This window comes from Bhargavaea ginsengi (assembly GCF_900109165.1).
Taxonomy (GTDB): Bacteria; Bacillota; Bacilli; order Bacillales_A; family Planococcaceae; genus Bhargavaea; species Bhargavaea ginsengi.
In genome coordinates this window covers 424,150-438,582 of record NZ_FNZF01000001.1, presented here as the reverse complement: position 1 = coordinate 438,582, position 14,433 = coordinate 424,150, and the positions used below count along the sequence as shown (strand labels likewise).

The 14,433-nt window shown below is 55.0% G+C and carries 11 protein-coding genes and 1 pseudogene; 6 read left to right on the top strand and 6 right to left on the bottom strand.

Annotated features, from left to right (window positions below; genetic code table 11):
• Positions 1 to 193: 193 nt before the first annotated feature.
• The gene (locus tag BMX91_RS02095) at positions 194 to 1,507 is read right to left on the bottom strand and encodes a short-chain fatty acid transporter (RefSeq protein ID WP_092049371.1); all 1,314 of its coding nucleotides are present in this window, start codon (positions 1,505 to 1,507) and stop codon (positions 194 to 196) included.
• Between the two features lie 171 nt (positions 1,508 to 1,678).
• On the opposite strand from BMX91_RS02095, the gene BMX91_RS02090 reads away from it, so the two are divergent.
• The 3 genes from BMX91_RS02090 to BMX91_RS02080 all read left to right on the top strand — a co-directional run bounded on the left by BMX91_RS02090 (position 1,679) and on the right by BMX91_RS02080 (position 5,095).
• Positions 1,679 to 3,817, top strand: a complete 2,139-nt coding sequence (locus tag BMX91_RS02090; protein WP_092049368.1) for a beta-propeller domain-containing protein — start codon at positions 1,679 to 1,681, stop codon at positions 3,815 to 3,817.
• Positions 3,818 to 3,890: 73 nt separating this feature from the next.
• Positions 3,891 to 4,652, top strand: coding sequence for a threonine/serine exporter family protein (locus tag BMX91_RS02085; protein ID WP_092049366.1), 762 nt, complete (start codon positions 3,891 to 3,893; stop codon positions 4,650 to 4,652).
• Entirely contained in the window at positions 4,649 to 5,095 is a 447-nt protein-coding gene (locus BMX91_RS02080) for a threonine/serine exporter family protein (RefSeq protein WP_092049363.1), read from the top strand. The genes BMX91_RS02085 and BMX91_RS02080 overlap by 4 nt, the downstream gene beginning before the upstream one ends.
• 46 nt (positions 5,096 to 5,141) lie before the next feature.
• On the opposite strand, the gene BMX91_RS02075 is transcribed toward BMX91_RS02080, so the two are convergent.
• On the bottom strand, positions 5,142 to 6,833 hold the full coding sequence (locus BMX91_RS02075; RefSeq protein ID WP_245744202.1) for a putative bifunctional diguanylate cyclase/phosphodiesterase: 1,692 nt from the start codon (positions 6,831 to 6,833) through the stop codon (positions 5,142 to 5,144).
• A gap of 219 nt (positions 6,834 to 7,052) precedes the next feature.
• Between BMX91_RS02075 and BMX91_RS02070 the strand changes: the two genes are divergently transcribed.
• Positions 7,053 to 7,979: a DMT family transporter gene (locus BMX91_RS02070; RefSeq protein ID WP_092049357.1), complete on the top strand. Its 927-nt coding sequence runs from the start codon at positions 7,053 to 7,055 to the stop codon at positions 7,977 to 7,979.
• Between the two features lie 54 nt (positions 7,980 to 8,033).
• On the opposite strand, the gene BMX91_RS02065 is transcribed toward BMX91_RS02070, so the two are convergent.
• From BMX91_RS02065 to BMX91_RS02050, 4 genes are read right to left on the bottom strand one after another with little or no spacing between them, the layout of a single operon-like run.
• Positions 8,034 to 8,705: a hypothetical protein gene (locus tag BMX91_RS02065; RefSeq protein WP_092049355.1), complete on the bottom strand. Its 672-nt coding sequence runs from the start codon at positions 8,703 to 8,705 to the stop codon at positions 8,034 to 8,036.
• On the bottom strand, positions 8,702 to 9,430 hold the full coding sequence (locus BMX91_RS02060) for a hypothetical protein (RefSeq protein WP_092049353.1): 729 nt from the start codon (positions 9,428 to 9,430) through the stop codon (positions 8,702 to 8,704). The genes BMX91_RS02065 and BMX91_RS02060 overlap by 4 nt, the downstream gene beginning before the upstream one ends.
• On the bottom strand, positions 9,399 to 10,304 hold the full coding sequence (locus BMX91_RS02055; RefSeq protein ID WP_177168227.1) for an ATP-binding cassette domain-containing protein: 906 nt from the start codon (positions 10,302 to 10,304) through the stop codon (positions 9,399 to 9,401). The genes BMX91_RS02060 and BMX91_RS02055 overlap by 32 nt, the downstream gene beginning before the upstream one ends.
• On the bottom strand, positions 10,304 to 10,678 hold the full coding sequence (locus tag BMX91_RS02050) for a GntR family transcriptional regulator (RefSeq protein ID WP_092049349.1): 375 nt from the start codon (positions 10,676 to 10,678) through the stop codon (positions 10,304 to 10,306). The genes BMX91_RS02055 and BMX91_RS02050 overlap by 1 nt, the downstream gene beginning before the upstream one ends.
• A gap of 175 nt (positions 10,679 to 10,853) precedes the next feature.
• On the opposite strand from BMX91_RS02050, the pseudogene BMX91_RS02045 reads away from it, so the two are divergent.
• Both BMX91_RS02045 and BMX91_RS02040 read left to right on the top strand, forming a co-directional pair.
• Positions 10,854 to 12,584: pseudogene (locus BMX91_RS02045) on the top strand (ABC transporter ATP-binding protein).
• Positions 12,577 to 14,400 carry an ABC transporter ATP-binding protein gene (locus tag BMX91_RS02040; RefSeq protein ID WP_092049347.1) on the top strand — a complete coding sequence of 608 codons (1,824 nt, stop codon included), beginning with the start codon at positions 12,577 to 12,579 and terminating at the stop codon, positions 14,398 to 14,400. Before BMX91_RS02045 ends, BMX91_RS02040 begins: the two are co-directional and overlap by 8 nt.
• The last annotated feature ends 33 nt before the right edge of the window (positions 14,401 to 14,433 follow it).

Here is a 14,433-nt window from a genome sequence, read left to right as displayed (position 1 = left end):
CAGGACGGAGTCCGAGGAGGCTAAGGCAACGCCCGCGGAAAGCGACCAGAGCCACTGCTGTTTGTTTTTTGCTGGTAATACACTTTTCGGACAGCCCCACGCTAGTTGCTCTGTGTCACGCTAATCATGAATATAAACACAAACGACGCCCGACCGGTCTTACCGGCAGGCGTCGTTCGGGATCATATATTTTTTAGAAGAAATAAAGCCCGATGGAGATGACAATCCCGGACAGGACCAGTACAAACACACAGTAACCCATAATATCTTTTGCCTTCAGGCCGGCGATGGCAAGTGCGGGAAGCGCCCAGAATGGCTGGATCAAGTTTGTCCAGGCATCTCCCCAGGCGATGCTCATGGCTGTCTTTGCATAGTCCACTCCAAGCGCCTGCGCGGCGTCCAGCATGATCGGAGCCTGTACAGCCCATTGGCCGCCGCCGGATGGCACAAAGAAATTGACGATGCCTGCCGCATAGAATGAGAACAGCGGGAACGTATGCTCATTCGAGATGGACACGAAGGCATCCGAGATGACACCGGCAAGTCCGGAGGAAGTCATCATCCCCATGATGCCCGCGTAAAACGGGAACTGGATGATGATTCCGCCGGCAGTTTTCACCGCATTTGCTACAGCGGCGAGGAAACGGCGCGGTGTTCCGTGAAGAATGATGCCGAGGATCAGGAAAATCAGATTCACGATGTTCAGATTCAGGTCGAATCCGTTCCGCACAAAGTGATGGACCAGATAAATGAGTCCGAGCGCGCCGATCAGCATCGACAGGATCATGCTGTCTTCCAAACGGGAGGCAGGTGTCTTCTCGGCCGGCTCTTCCACTTCAATGGGCTCTTCAAGTTTGGCCGGATCGACTGTCACGGTATCTTCAGGCTTCGGCATCATCCAACGGTTCAGAAGCGGAATGGTAATGAACAAGACGAGAACGATAAACAGATTATAAGTTGTAAATATTGTTTCCGTTGTTGAAATAACGCCCATTTGTCCGGCAAACGGATGGTCCGGCGTCGCAATCGACAATGGTATGGATCCGCCGAGTCCGCCGTGCCAGACGACAAATCCCGCATAGGCGCTTGCCACAAGCAGGCGGTAATCGACATTTGTCACTTTTTTTGCGATTTCCTTCGCAAACAGGGCGCCGATGACCAATCCGAATCCCCAGTTGATCCAGCTTGCGATGATGGAGACGACCGATACGAGGAGTATGGCGGCTCCCGGTGATTTAGCAAGTCCTGCTAGAGAACTGAGCAGTCGCTTGAAGAACGGGCTATTGGCCAGAACGTGGCCCGCGACCAATACAATAACCATTTGCATGGCGAAGGCCAGAAGCCCCCAGAACCCGTCTCCCCAATAATCGACCATCTCGATAGGCCCTGTATCTGTAAGACCCAACCCGAGCAGAAACACAACCAATGTCAGGACTGCGACAAAGATGTACGGATCCGGCAGAAACCGTTCCATGAGCGTGTTTGAGATTCTCGTTAATGTTTTCAAAGTTCTTTCCCCCTTGTCGAAAGTTGTTGAACATCCCCAATTCCAATGTAGACGAAGAAGATTCATATTGCCAGATTATTTTTATAGTATGTGATACCAACTTTATAAATGAACGGAGGATGTAACCCTTTGCATCAATCTAAAGACTAATCAGAAAAGGGAGGGGTCCTGATGCAGAAGGGGAAGAAGGCGATATGGCTCGGGCTCGCGGCGTTGCTGGTCATTGCCGGGATTGCCGCAATCAACGCGGCAAGCCGGGAGACGCCGGAGGTGCATGCGGATGCAAGCGTGGTCAGCGGAGATCTGTGGCGGGCGGCGTTCACTGCCGATCTTGCGCAGGATGCCGCTGATAGCGGAGCGCTGAAACTCACGGACGAAGACGGAAATTCCGCGGATGCGGAAATGAAGCTGACTGGCCGTCAGCTGGAAGTTGGCGGACTTGTGCCGGGACGTTACATTCTCCATGTTTCCGGGAAAGCTTTCGGAAAGATGTCGCAGTCTGGGGAGGAAAAGATTCCGTTCACGGTCAGGGAGGACATCGCGCCTGTCGGTTCACTTGAGGAACTTGAGGAACATTTCCAGAAGATCGCCGCCAGGCAGGAGCGGGAAATGGAGCTTTACAGGGAAAGCAACCCCGGAGAAGAAACCGCGACAACAGAGGACAGCGCCGCGGGACCGGCTGGGGGCGCCGGACATTCAATGACAAACAACCAGGTATCGGGTGTAGATGAGGGGGACATCGTCAAGACGGACGGTGACTATCTGTATTCGACTGCCGACGGAATGCCTGTAAAAGTCTATGACATCAGAAAAGGCGGAAAGCCTGAGCACATCGCCACCCTCCAGGGGGAGGAAGGATTGCAGCCGATCGAGCTATATCTCTCCGGAGATATCCTGGCAGTGATCGGAAATCGGTTCCAGTATGATCCTGAATACCGAAAAGCAGGAGGGCCGGCGGACATCATGCCGACCGGCAGCAGCGCGGTTACCCTCAGGCTCTATGACGTCAGCAATCCTGCAGAACCGAGGCTGGTCCGGGAAGCAGGCAATGAAGGCTGGCATGTCTCTTCCAGGTTGAACGGGAATATCCTCTATCTCATCACTTCGATGACACCGTTTTACCGGGGGATGGAGAATGAAGGAGATATACGCCCTTACCGGTATGACAGCGCAAATAAAGATTCAGACGGACCGATGGATACGGATTTGATCACCATTCTTCCGGGGCCGGCCGGTGATTCCTATACGATCATTACGGCCATTGATCTTGATGGGGGGCCCGATGCATCTATTGAGTCGGAAGGGTTCATCGGAAGCGGCGGCGGTGTGTACATGTCCACGGAAAACTTATATCTTGCATCTTCGGAACACCAGGCACAGCTGTTTCAGGAAGACGGCTTAAAAGCAACCGGATCAAAAACAAAAATCTTCAAGTATGCGCTGGATGGAACAAATGTCACATTTGCTGCATCCGGGGAAGTGCCGGGCACTCCGCTTAATCAATTTTCGATGGATGAGCATGAGGGTCACTTCCGTATCGCCGTCACCAACGGCAACATGTGGGATGAACGGAGTCCTTCCGAATCAGCGGTTTATGTCCTTGATCCGGAACTGAACGAAACCGGATCGGTCACGGGCCTGGCAAAAGGCGAACGGATCTATTCCGCCCGGTTCATGGGGGACCGCGCATATGTCGTGACATTCCGCGAGACGGACCCGCTGTTTGCAATCGATCTGTCGGACCCTGCCGCGCCGGCTGTGCTCGGTGAACTGAAAATTCCGGGCTTCAGCAATTACCTTCACCCGCTTGGTGACCGCCACCTTATCGGTTTCGGTCAGGAGATCGTCAGCGTCAAGGGGGATGGCCCGGAGCCACGGTTGCTGAACGCGGGGATGAAAATCTCCTTGTTTGATGTATCGGATATGACCTCGCCGAAGGAAATTGCGGTGGAAATCATCGGGGGCAGGGGGACCGAATCGGAGTTGCAGTACGACCACAAGGCGCTTTTTGAACATAGGGAACTCGGCCTGTACGGATTCCCGGTTTACCTCTATGAGGGCAGCGCGGCAAGCGAGGAAGTCCGCTATGAGGGAAGCGGCGCGATGATCTATGAAATCACTCCCGAAAACGGAATCCGCCTCAAGGCTAATCTTGTTTCTGACAAAGGGGTCGCCCAGGGATATCCGGTTTACGAAGAGAGGATCCTCAGGATCTTATACTCGGGCAATACAGCATTTACGGTGTCGCCCGAAGGAGTGACCGCGTACTCGCTTGATGATTTTAGCCGCCTCGGTTCTTCTGAGGACTAACGCTGTCGTTGAGTTTTCGGGCCGTTTCCGCTACGATGAAATTCAATGAATCGGAACGGACGGCGGTGAGCGAATGGACGATGCAAGGGAAGAGATGGGGATCGATGCCTGCCTGCTTGCGGGCAGGCTCATGATGGAAGCAGGGGCGGAAACATACCGCGTTGATGATACGATGACCAGGATGGCCGCGACGCTTGATATGGAGGGGGCCGACTCGTTCACCACCTCAACCGGGATCATCTTCTCCCCGGGAGGGCATCGACGGGTAAAACTGACCAGCATCCGGAAGCGCGCCACGGACCTGGAGAAGATCGCCCGCGTCAATGCCATCTCCCGTTCGCTGACATCAAAAGAGATGACGCTGGAGCAGGCATATGCGGAACTGAAGAAGGTGGAACGCGGCAACTTCATGTTTCCGTTCTGGCTACAGGTGCTGGCGGCGGCTGTTGCAAGTGCAAGCTTTCTCATCCTCTTCGGGGGAGATTGGGAGAACATGCCTTTCGCTTTTGTCGCGGGAGGCATCGGCTTTGCGATATCCGAAAAGTTCCATGAGCGGACACGGGTGAAGTTCTTCTCGGAATTCACAGGCTCCGCTGTGATCGGCCTGATCTCACTGGCGACGGTCAGCGCGGGACTCGGTAGCCAGCTGGATATCATCGTAATTGCTTCGGTCATGCCGCTCGTGCCGGGTCTCCTCATCACGAACGCAATCCGTGATCTGATGGCCGGCCACTTCATGGCCGGTATCTCGAAAGGCGCGGAAGCGTTCCTTACCGCTTTTGCGATCGGTTCCGGCATTGCGCTGATCCTATCGCTCCAGGGGGTGGGGATGTGACTTACGTGATCCATGGAGTGTTCAGCTTTCTCGCATCAGCGATGTTCGGCGTCATCTTCAACTCTCCAAGGAAACGGCTGCTGCATTGTGGATTCGTCGGAGCGGTCGGATGGCTGGTATTCCTCGCCTCACGGGACCTGCTGCTTGAAGGGGATGCGGTTAAAGCATCTTTCCTTGGGGCATTTGCAGTCGCGGTTGTCGCCCATCTGTTTTCCAAATGGTACCGGACCCCCATGATCATCTTTAGTGTCGCCGGAATCATTCCGCTTGTTCCGGGCGGGACGGCCTATAATACAATGCGCAATGTCATGGAGAAAAGTTATGATGCTGCTACTGTCTACGCGATGGAAGTCCTGATGATCTCAGGCTCGATCGCGATGGGCCTGGTGTTTGCGGAAGTGATCATTCAGATGATCTTCAAAAAGAAGTCCACAGAAAAGTAGAAAACCGCCCCGGAAAAATCCGGAGGCGGTTTTAAATATTGTTGGGTTATCGCCGGGCCTGCAGTTGCTCTGTCAGCTGGGCGGCGGTCATCGGCCGTCCGGTGAAAAAGCCCTGTACTGCATCACAGCCACTTCTATCAAGTGCTTTCCACACCATTTCATCCTCGACGCCTTCGGCAACGACAATCATCCCGAGGGAATGTCCGAAATGGACCAGGCCATCGACAATTCTGCCGACCTGTTCGTTGGTCGGGAAGGAGGCGATGAACTCTTGTCCGATCTTGATTTTGGAGAGGGGAACGGTCTGCATATAGCGGAAAGAGGCTGAACCTGTCCCGAAATCATCCAGTGCCAATGAGATGCCTTCCTGCTGCAAAGCCTTAAGCTGATGCATAATGGCCTCCTCGGCTTCGGCTTCAAAGGCGAAGCGTTCGGTGATTTCGAGTTCCAGCAGGGAGGATGGGCAGCCGGTCCGATCCAGGATATCCCGGACCCTCGAAGTCATGCCGCCATTTCGGAATTCCCGGACAGACGAGTTACAGCTGACACGGACACTGAACCCTTCCTGCTGCCAGGCGACGGCCTGCCGGCAGGCCGCTTCAATCATGAGCTCTCCGAGTGCGCCGATCAATCCGCAGTCTTCCGCGACCGGAATCAGTTCAGCCGGACTCACGGTACCCAGATCCCGGTCCTCCCATCGTACGAGGGCTTCAGCAGCGATGATTTTGCCGGTTTTCATATCAACCTGGGGCTGGAAAACGGGTTTAATCGTCTTTTCCCTGAGCGCCTGGGGAAGCTTTTGCTCGATACGTAGCTTCCGGGCAACGGCGCGCTGCTCGGATTTTGGCAGGGAAGCGATCAGGCCGCCGCCTTCCATCCGGACACGGTGGCGCGCCATCGATGAAGCGCTCAGAAGATGCTTGAACGATTGCTGATCATCAGGGAACTTTGCGATGCCTCCGCTCACACGTACTTGGAGACCTGTCAGTTCCGAGCGGATCGGATGCTCATCCAGGAAGCTCAGGAACCCTTCTGCAAACCAGCTTCCGAGTGGGGTAAGGACAGCAAATTCATTCATGCCAATCCGGGCGAACAGGCTATTTCGGAAATAAATCTTCATGCTGCGGACAAATTCCTGCAGAATACGCTTTTCCGCATCCTGGTCGCCCGGTTCGATGAGGGTATGGAAGTTTTCGATGGAAAGGTAAACAAAAGTAAAGTGCCGGTCTTCCGAGATGAGTCGTTCCGCCTCATCCGATAGCTTATGGCGGTTCATGAGACCGGTATCGGGGTCGATATAGGCAATTTCTTCAAGCTTTCTCTGGACTTCTCTTTCTTCCGTCCGGTCCGTCCCCAGCATGATTGTATAAAGAAGGCTGCCGTTCGAGAAGACGGGCAGAGCAGTCAGCATGACATGGTAGGGGCTGCCGTCTTTCGTGACCTGTTCCACATCACCTTGCCAAGGCCGGCCGGCCCGGATCCGGCGCCAGATTTTCAAAACCTCTGCCTTGCCGTCGCGTGTATCCGGGAACATCAGGCGAAAGGGCTTTCCGAGTACGCGTTTCGGTGTCCAACCGCTTTTATCAAGAAATCTGGTATTGGCTTCCAGAATGAGTCCTTCCGCATCGATCTTGTAGATCATGAATTTCTTGTCCAGACCTCCGAGCAGGCTTTCATAGGCGCTTTCCTGCGGAAAAGTGGCTGTGCTTTCCTCAAGCTGATGGTTGTCCTTCAACACGCTCCGACCTCCTGAATAGCAGGTTATTTTCATCCAATATACAGGATACCGCACGAAGAGGCATCCTTTTTCCGGCATTTTCCTGCAAAAGTCCGGGTCTTTGGGGACGAAATGAGTCCAGAGAGGGAAGAGAAACATATAAGTCTTTCGCATATATGGATTTTGTGTAGAATAAATGAAGCCGAAAACGAATCATGAAAAATGGAAGGAGGGCCGCGGATGCAACGCATAAAAGGAATAGCCATGATCGTGATCGGGGCAATGCTATGGGGGGCGACCGGTCCGATGATGGAGTGGCTGCTCGCGGAGAGGCCGATCGAGGTCGCCCCGTTCATCGTGTTGCGCCTGCTGCTCGCCGGTGCGGTGCTCCTCCTGATTTTACGATCACAAGGAAAAAGGATCGGTCTTGTATGGCGTCAGAAAGCTTGGGCGCGTCAGCTCGTCATCTTTGGCATTGTTGGAATGCTTGGCGTCCAATACACCTTCCTGAAGACGATCGAGGAGAGCAACGCGGTCATCGCGACACTTCTGCAGTTCCTGGCACCGATCTTCGTGATTGCCTTCGTCACATTCAGCCAAAGAAGATGGCCGCCGGTCTACCAGGTTCTCGGTATCACAGTGACGCTCGCGGGGCTCGTCCTGCTGCTGACAAACGGTTCCCTGTCTTCACTCGAAGTGTCCAGATCAGCGCTCGCCTGGGGGGTGACCCTGGGATTCACGTTTGCATTCTACACACTATATCCCGCACGTCTCATGCATGAATACGGGGTTATCCAGATAGTCTCCTGGGCCATGGTGATCGGGGGGACGGGCCTGTTCTTCACACAGCCGCTTGCCGTATTCCGGATGATCCCGCTACTTTTCGATCCTATTGCGCTAGTCATGATTCTCATGATTATCGTGTTTGCGACGGCCGGATTTATCATGCTGCTCGGCAGTACGAAATATATCTCGCCGGTCGAAACAAGCGTCCTTTCCAGCTTCGAACCGTTGACGGCCATGGTTGTCTCTATCTTCTGGTTCGGCCAGCTGCTTGGGCAGTGGCAGTTCGCCGGAACGGCTGTCATGCTGATTGGCGTCGTCTGGCTGTCAGTCGCAGGCAGCAAAGCGTCCAAGGTCGAGGCGGAGCCTCCGAAGACAATGTGATGGCCGGAGTAAACAATGAGCCCTCCCCCTGCACCGGTGCAGGGGGAGGGCTTCTCAGATTTCGATTAGGTCGATCGGGCCTTCTGTCTTTACTTCGGTGCCTTCAGGAATCGTGATCAGATAAATCGGCAACCTGTGATAGCTGGAGTAGCCGTCATTTTTTGAGAAGGGCGGAAGGTCCGGTCCGCTGATCTGATTGATGGTCAACTCAAGAAGCGGAGAGCCAAGCGTGAGAATCTGTCCATCCGGAGAAATGTCCGCCTCGGGGAGGGGAAGGACATCCGTTAAATCATACCCGTTCGCGATCAATGCGGGTCGGAAAATGGTGAGACTTGCATCTTCCGATTTGTGGGACCGTATGACTGCCTGGATATAGGACATCTCATCCGCCGTTTCTATGGTGCGGAGCGTCAGGGTTCCGTCTCCAATTTTGAACGTCTTCCGGATGAGAATCTGATCTTCAGGTACCGCATCCGGATTTTCATCGATGATCACTTTTCCATAGATGTCATCCAGTTCGCCGGCGGCATCCTCACCGACATAAGGAAAGCTGTCCGCTTCGGGACGGACAAATTGCGCCACCACTGCGAGAACGGCAAGAATGGCAATCAGTGCGCCGAACAGCCTGAGGACCGTCCGGCCTTCTGCGACGGGGTACCGCCACCGGAACGCCAAAATCAGGAACAGGATGAGAAGCATGACGGGCAAAACGGCAAGTCCGATCATGCTCTCACCTCCTGCCGGCTTCCGGCGGCCATCGCTGCCAGGAAGAGGAACGCGGAAATCAGAAGGCATATGAGAAGGATCATCGATGCCGGACCCTCTCCGGCAAACCGGATGATGGCGGCAAGCAGTTCATTCAATGCTGTCACCCTGAGTAAAATCATGACCAGCGCAAACAGGGCAAAGGCGGCAATGCGCGAAACACTGAATAAAGTTCCTGCAAAATAGCTGAGCGCTGCAAGCAAAAGGCAGTAGCCGGTAAGAACAGCAAACAACGAGGCATAGTGGGCTGTGCCGCCTTCCGGCATGATAAGCGGACGGTCAGAAATGACGGTAAATAATACCGAAGCCATATGGGCAAGTGTTGCAACGAGTGAGCCTGCGAGCACGAGCGCTGAAAGATACAGGACATTCCCGGTGTGCCGTATTGTCCGGCTTCCGGGAAATGTGAGATCTGTCTGCAGCGAGTCGCGGCCGCTCAAGTAAAGAGGGGAGATGAGTGCCCACAGGAGTGTCAGCCCGATGACCGGATTGGCCGAGTAATCGACCACGTTAATGGAGATCTGTCCGTCACTGGTCCCGAAACCGTTGCCTCCGAAAAAGGACAGGGCGATGCCAATGACCTGCAGAGCCAGAAGCGACCCCAAAATGCCGGAGCGGCCGAACAGATTGCGCATGAACTGATTTATTACGGCGTTACCTGCTGTCGGTTGCGTCAGCGTAGACACGGTCGATTCCTCCTTTCTTTCGGGTCATGGCGACATAGGCGTCGCCGAGAGATACGGAAGTGCTCTTAAGCCCGGATCCTTCATTCATAAATAATGTGGTTCCCGGCTGGACCATAATGATCGCCTCCGCCATGCCGGGCAGTGTTTCATGAAGCTCCAGCACCTGTACCTTTGACGCGGCCCGCCGCACTTCGGACGCAGGGCCGCTGATGCGGGCAAAGCCTTCTTTGAATTCGTCGGCATTGCCATGGTGAAGGAGACGGCCTTGGTGCAGGATGACGACTTCCTCGAACAGATCTTCCATGCCCTCCAGCTGATGGCCCGACAATAGAATCATCCTCGGGCGGGCGATGTAATCTTTCAGGAGCACCTGAAGCAGGTCGCTCCTCACTCCTGCATCCATTCCGTTCAGCGGTTCATCAAACATCGTAAGCGGTGTCCGCGCGGCAATCCCCGCTACCATATTGAACGTGTTTTTCATTCCTTTGGAGAGCTGGATATGAAACGCATTATCCGGGATGCCGAAATGTTCCAGAAGACTCCGTGCGAGCTTTTTGTCGAAGGAGGGGTACGCACGCTCCATCTCTCCGAGGATGGCATTGAGGCGGAGCGCCGGGGGAAAGGACATCCCCTCATGGACCAGGAGCGTATTCGCCGAAGCGAAGAGCGAGTTGAACGGGTTCTCACCGAATATGCTCACCTTACCGCCGGATGGTTTCAGGTGGCCGGCCGCAATCTGCAGTGCAGTGGATTTTCCGGCTCCATTCCGACCGAGTATGCCGATGATTTTATCGCCGTCCAGATTAAGCGTCAGGCCGCTGAGCGCCTCTGTTTTTCCATACTGCCTGACCACCTGCTGAAACGTCACTTCCATCATTTTTCTCCCCCCATTTCTTCCCTGATCATAGTAATCAGCTCTACTTCAGTCAGTCCCAGCAGACGCGCCTCAGTGATCGCATCCCGGACCTTTTCCTGCAGGACACCGTTCCAGCGCCTGGTGAAAATGATTTTCCGGGCATCCGGGGAGACGAACATGCCGAGTCCGCGCTTTTTATAAAGAATTCCCTGGTCCGCCAGCATTGACAGGCCTTTCGCGGCTGTGGCTGGATTGATGCGGTATTGTTCGGCAAGCTGGTACTGGGAAAAGACTTTTTCATCTTCTTGGAAGAGGCCGGTCAGGATGCCGTCTTCTATCCAGTCCGCAATCTGCAGGTAGATCGGGGTGCCGCTTTCCGGATTGATCGGCATGGACTCACCTCCAGGTGACTAGGTACATTACTGTTGTAATGCACTATACTATGTGAGTAATATCCTGTCAATACCAATCGACTGAAAATTCTCCCTGTGCCTATCCGGTCAGGGAGGAATATGGCATAATAGGAAGCAGTTGATTCGATACGCGAAGGATATCTGGGGTGAAACTTTGAAAACTGTATTCTCTTATGCCAAAGCCTATAAATGGCCGATCGCCATCGCGCTCCTGCTCATGCTCGTGGAGCTGGCGGTCGAACTGATCCAGCCGCTCGTCATCGGAAAAATCATCGATGACGGTATTATCGCGGGAGATGCCGGAACGGTCTGGACATGGGGGGCTGTCATGATGGGCCTCGCGCTCGCAGCATTCGCTTCGGGGATCACGAACTCGTTTTTCGCGGCGCATGCGGCACACAGTTTCGCATTTGATCTGCGGGCTGCCATGTTCAGGAAAATCCAGTCGTTCACGATGTCGACATTCCTGCGTTTTCCGCAGTCGGGACTTCTGACGCGGATGACAAGCGACATCACGATGACGTCGAACGTGCTTTATATGAGTTTGAGGATTATGCTCCGGGCACCGCTTGCCGCAGCAGGCAGTCTCATCATGGCTTTTGTCGTGAATCCGAAGCTTGCACTGTTTCTCATGATCGGCGTGCCGTTCCTCGTCATCTTCCTCGTCTTCATGGTAAGGAAAGGGGTGGCGATGTTCGGCCGTGTCCAGCGCCGTCTGGACCGTGTGAACCGGGTCGTTCAGGAAAACCTTCAGGCGGTGCGCCTGGTGAAAGCGTACTTGAGGGGGACGTATGAATCGTCCCGGTTCTCCAAAGTGGCGGGCGCACTCCGTTCGGATACGGTTTCGGCCGTACGCCTGATGGAGCTGATATTGCCGCTTCTGCTCTTCGTCATGAACATCAGTTTGCTGGCCGTGCTCTGATTTGGCGCGCAGGAAGTCCGGGGAGGCGGAGCGGAAGTCGGTGAAGTGGTGGCCATTGTCAACTACGCGCTACGGATGACCGGCTCGTTCTCGATGTTCTCATTCATCATTGTGGCGTACTCGCGTGCCAAGGCATCCGCAGAGCGGATGGAAGAAGTGCTTCTGGCCGACGGCGGCACCGAGGAGCAGGAGAGCGGGAGCGGACGCCTGCCTGCCGGAGATCTCCTTTTCGAAAACGTCTCCTTTACGTATGAGGGCGCCGAAAAGGACGTCCTCCACGGGATCAGTTTCCACGTGAGGCCGGGGGAAAAGCTTGCGATCATGGGAGCCACTGGCTCCGGCAAGTCGACATTGCTGAACCTGATCCCGAGATTTTTCGAACCGACGTCCGGCAGGGTGCTGCTGGACGGACGGGACATTCTGGATTGGCCGCTAAAGGATCTCCGCAATGCGATCGGCTATGTTCCGCAGCAGTCGATGCTCTTCACCGGCTCGATCCATGAAAATCTCGGATGGGGGGATTCGGAAGCAGGGTTGGATGAATTGGAGGAAGCGGCTCGGAAAGCCCAGATCCATGACTCCGTCGAGCGCTTCCCGGAAAAGTACGGGACGCGGGTCGGGCAGAAAGGGGTCAACCTTTCTGGAGGCCAGAAGCAGCGACTCTCGATTGCCCGGGCGCTCGTGCGTCATCCGTCAATCCTGATTCTGGATGACAGCACATCCGCGCTTGATGTAAAGACGGAGAACGCCCTGTGGGAAGCACTTGAGGGAGAGCGGGCGACGATGCTGGTCGTCACGCAGAAAGTGGGGACCGCGGCAGGCGCCGACCGGATCCTCCTTCTTGACGAAGGCCGCGTGTCAGGCTATGGCACGCATCAGGAACTGCTTGCACAGTCGGAGCTGTACCGGCAGATCGTCGAATCACAGAGCACGAATGCCGGGGAGGTGAACGGGGATGTTTGATTTCATCAGAAGGCCGTTCGGTTACGAGCCGATCCTCACAAAGGAAGACCTGAAGAAACCGAAAGAAAAAAAGGGGGAGCGTCCGAACAATTGGAAGGATGTGCTTCTGCGCATCTGGCGTCTTGTCGATGAGCAGCGTGCGCTTCTCATCACGGTGCTCGTACTTGTTGCCCTGAGTTCGGGACTGTCCATACTGGGGCCTTATCTGGTCGGCCATATCGTGGATGAGTATATCGTTGCGGGCCGCTTTGACGGATTCGGAAGGATGGTCATCATCCTGATTGCGGTCTACGCCGGACTGTCTGTCGCGATGTACCTGCAGAGTTTCTGGATGATCGGCATTTCCCAGCGTGCGGTCTTTAAGATGAGGACCGGGCTGTTCAGCCATTTCCAGCGGCTCCCGGTGAAGTTTTTCGACCGCAGGCAGCATGGAGAACTGATGAGCCGGATGACAAACGATATCGAGAACGTCAGCCAGACATTGAACAACTCCTTTATCCAGGTGTTCTCGAGCATTCTGACGCTTGTCGGGACACTTGCCGTCATGATTTCGCTGAGCCCGCTGCTCACCGTGCTCACCATGACGATTGTTCCGCTCATGTTTGCGGCTGTCCGGTGGGTGACGAAGCGTACCGGCCGGCTATACAAAGCCCAGCAGCGTGCAGTCGGTGAAATGAACGGCATGATTGAGGAATCGATCTCCGGACAGCGCATCGTCAAAGCCTTCTCGCAGGAAGACCGTGTTATGGAGGAATTCACCGAGAAAAGTGAGCGCCTCCGCAGGACCGGTTTCTGGGCACTGACTTATGCCGGGTTCATCCCGAAAGTGATGAACTTCCTGAACAACGGGGCGTTCGCGGTTGTTGCCGGCATCGGCGGCATCCTCGCACTCACAGGTGATGGGCTGGTCACGATCGGAACGATTGTTATTTTTACTGAGTATGCCCGCCAGTTCACCCGGCCGCTCAATGACCTCGCCAACCAATTCAACACCGTGCTCTCAGCCATAGCCGGAGCGGAGCGTGTGTTTGCCATCATGGACGAGGAACCGGAGCGGGACGACGCGACAGGTCAATCGGACACGATCCTTAAGGGGGATGTTGAGTTCCGCAATGTCGCTTTCGGATACGGTGAGGGCGACTATACGGTTGAAGGGGTAAGCTTTCGGGTGCGCCCAGGCGAAGCCGCGGCATTTGTCGGGGCGACCGGAGCCGGAAAAACGACCGTCATGCAGCTCCTGGCCCGTTTCTATGACCCCAATGAAGGCCAGATCTTGATCGACGGCATTCCGATCACCGAGCTTCCGAGAAAAACGCTCAGAAGCCAGACGGCATTTGTCCTCCAGGACCCATTTTTATTTGAGGCGAGTGTCATGGAAAACATCCGCTACGGCCGTCTGGATGCGTCTGATGAGGAAGTGATTTCGGCGGCTAAGGAAGCCAATGCACATGACTTCATCATGAAGCTGGAGGACGGATATGAAACGATCCTTTCTGCAGATGGCGGGGAAATCAGCCAGGGGCAGAAACAACTTCTCTCCATCGCCCGTGCGCTCGTCGCCGATCCCGTGCTTCTCCTATTGGACGAGGCCACTTCCTCGATCGATACTGTCACTGAGATGAAGATTCAGGAAGCGCTTGAGCGCCTGATGGAAGGGCGCACGAGCTTCATTATCGCCCACCGTCTGAACACGGTGAGGAAAGCGGACATGATCTTCGTCATGCAGGACGGGCGCCTTGCCGAATCCGGCAGGCAGCAGGACCTGATCGGCAGCGGAGGACTCTACGACCAGATGCTGAAAGGTGCAGAATTATAATGAAGCCCGGAGCCAGCGCAGCTCCGGGTTTTG

Coding starts and splice junctions, on each gene's coding strand:
- BMX91_RS02090 (WP_092049368.1), top strand. CDS start 1,679: ATGCAGAAGGGGAAGAAGGCGATATGGCTCGGGCTCGCGGCGTTGCTG.
- BMX91_RS02085 (WP_092049366.1), top strand. CDS start 3,891: ATGGACGATGCAAGGGAAGAGATGGGGATCGATGCCTGCCTGCTTGCG.
- BMX91_RS02070 (WP_092049357.1), top strand. CDS start 7,053: ATGCAACGCATAAAAGGAATAGCCATGATCGTGATCGGGGCAATGCTA.
- BMX91_RS02065 (WP_092049355.1), bottom strand. CDS start 8,705: ATGATCGGACTTGCCGTTTTGCCCGTCATGCTTCTCATCCTGTTCCTG.
- BMX91_RS02055 (WP_177168227.1), bottom strand. CDS start 10,304: ATGGAAGTGACGTTTCAGCAGGTGGTCAGGCAGTATGGAAAAACAGAG.
- BMX91_RS02050 (WP_092049349.1), bottom strand. CDS start 10,678: ATGCCGATCAATCCGGAAAGCGGCACCCCGATCTACCTGCAGATTGCG.
- BMX91_RS02040 (WP_092049347.1), top strand. CDS start 12,577: ATGTTTGATTTCATCAGAAGGCCGTTCGGTTACGAGCCGATCCTCACA.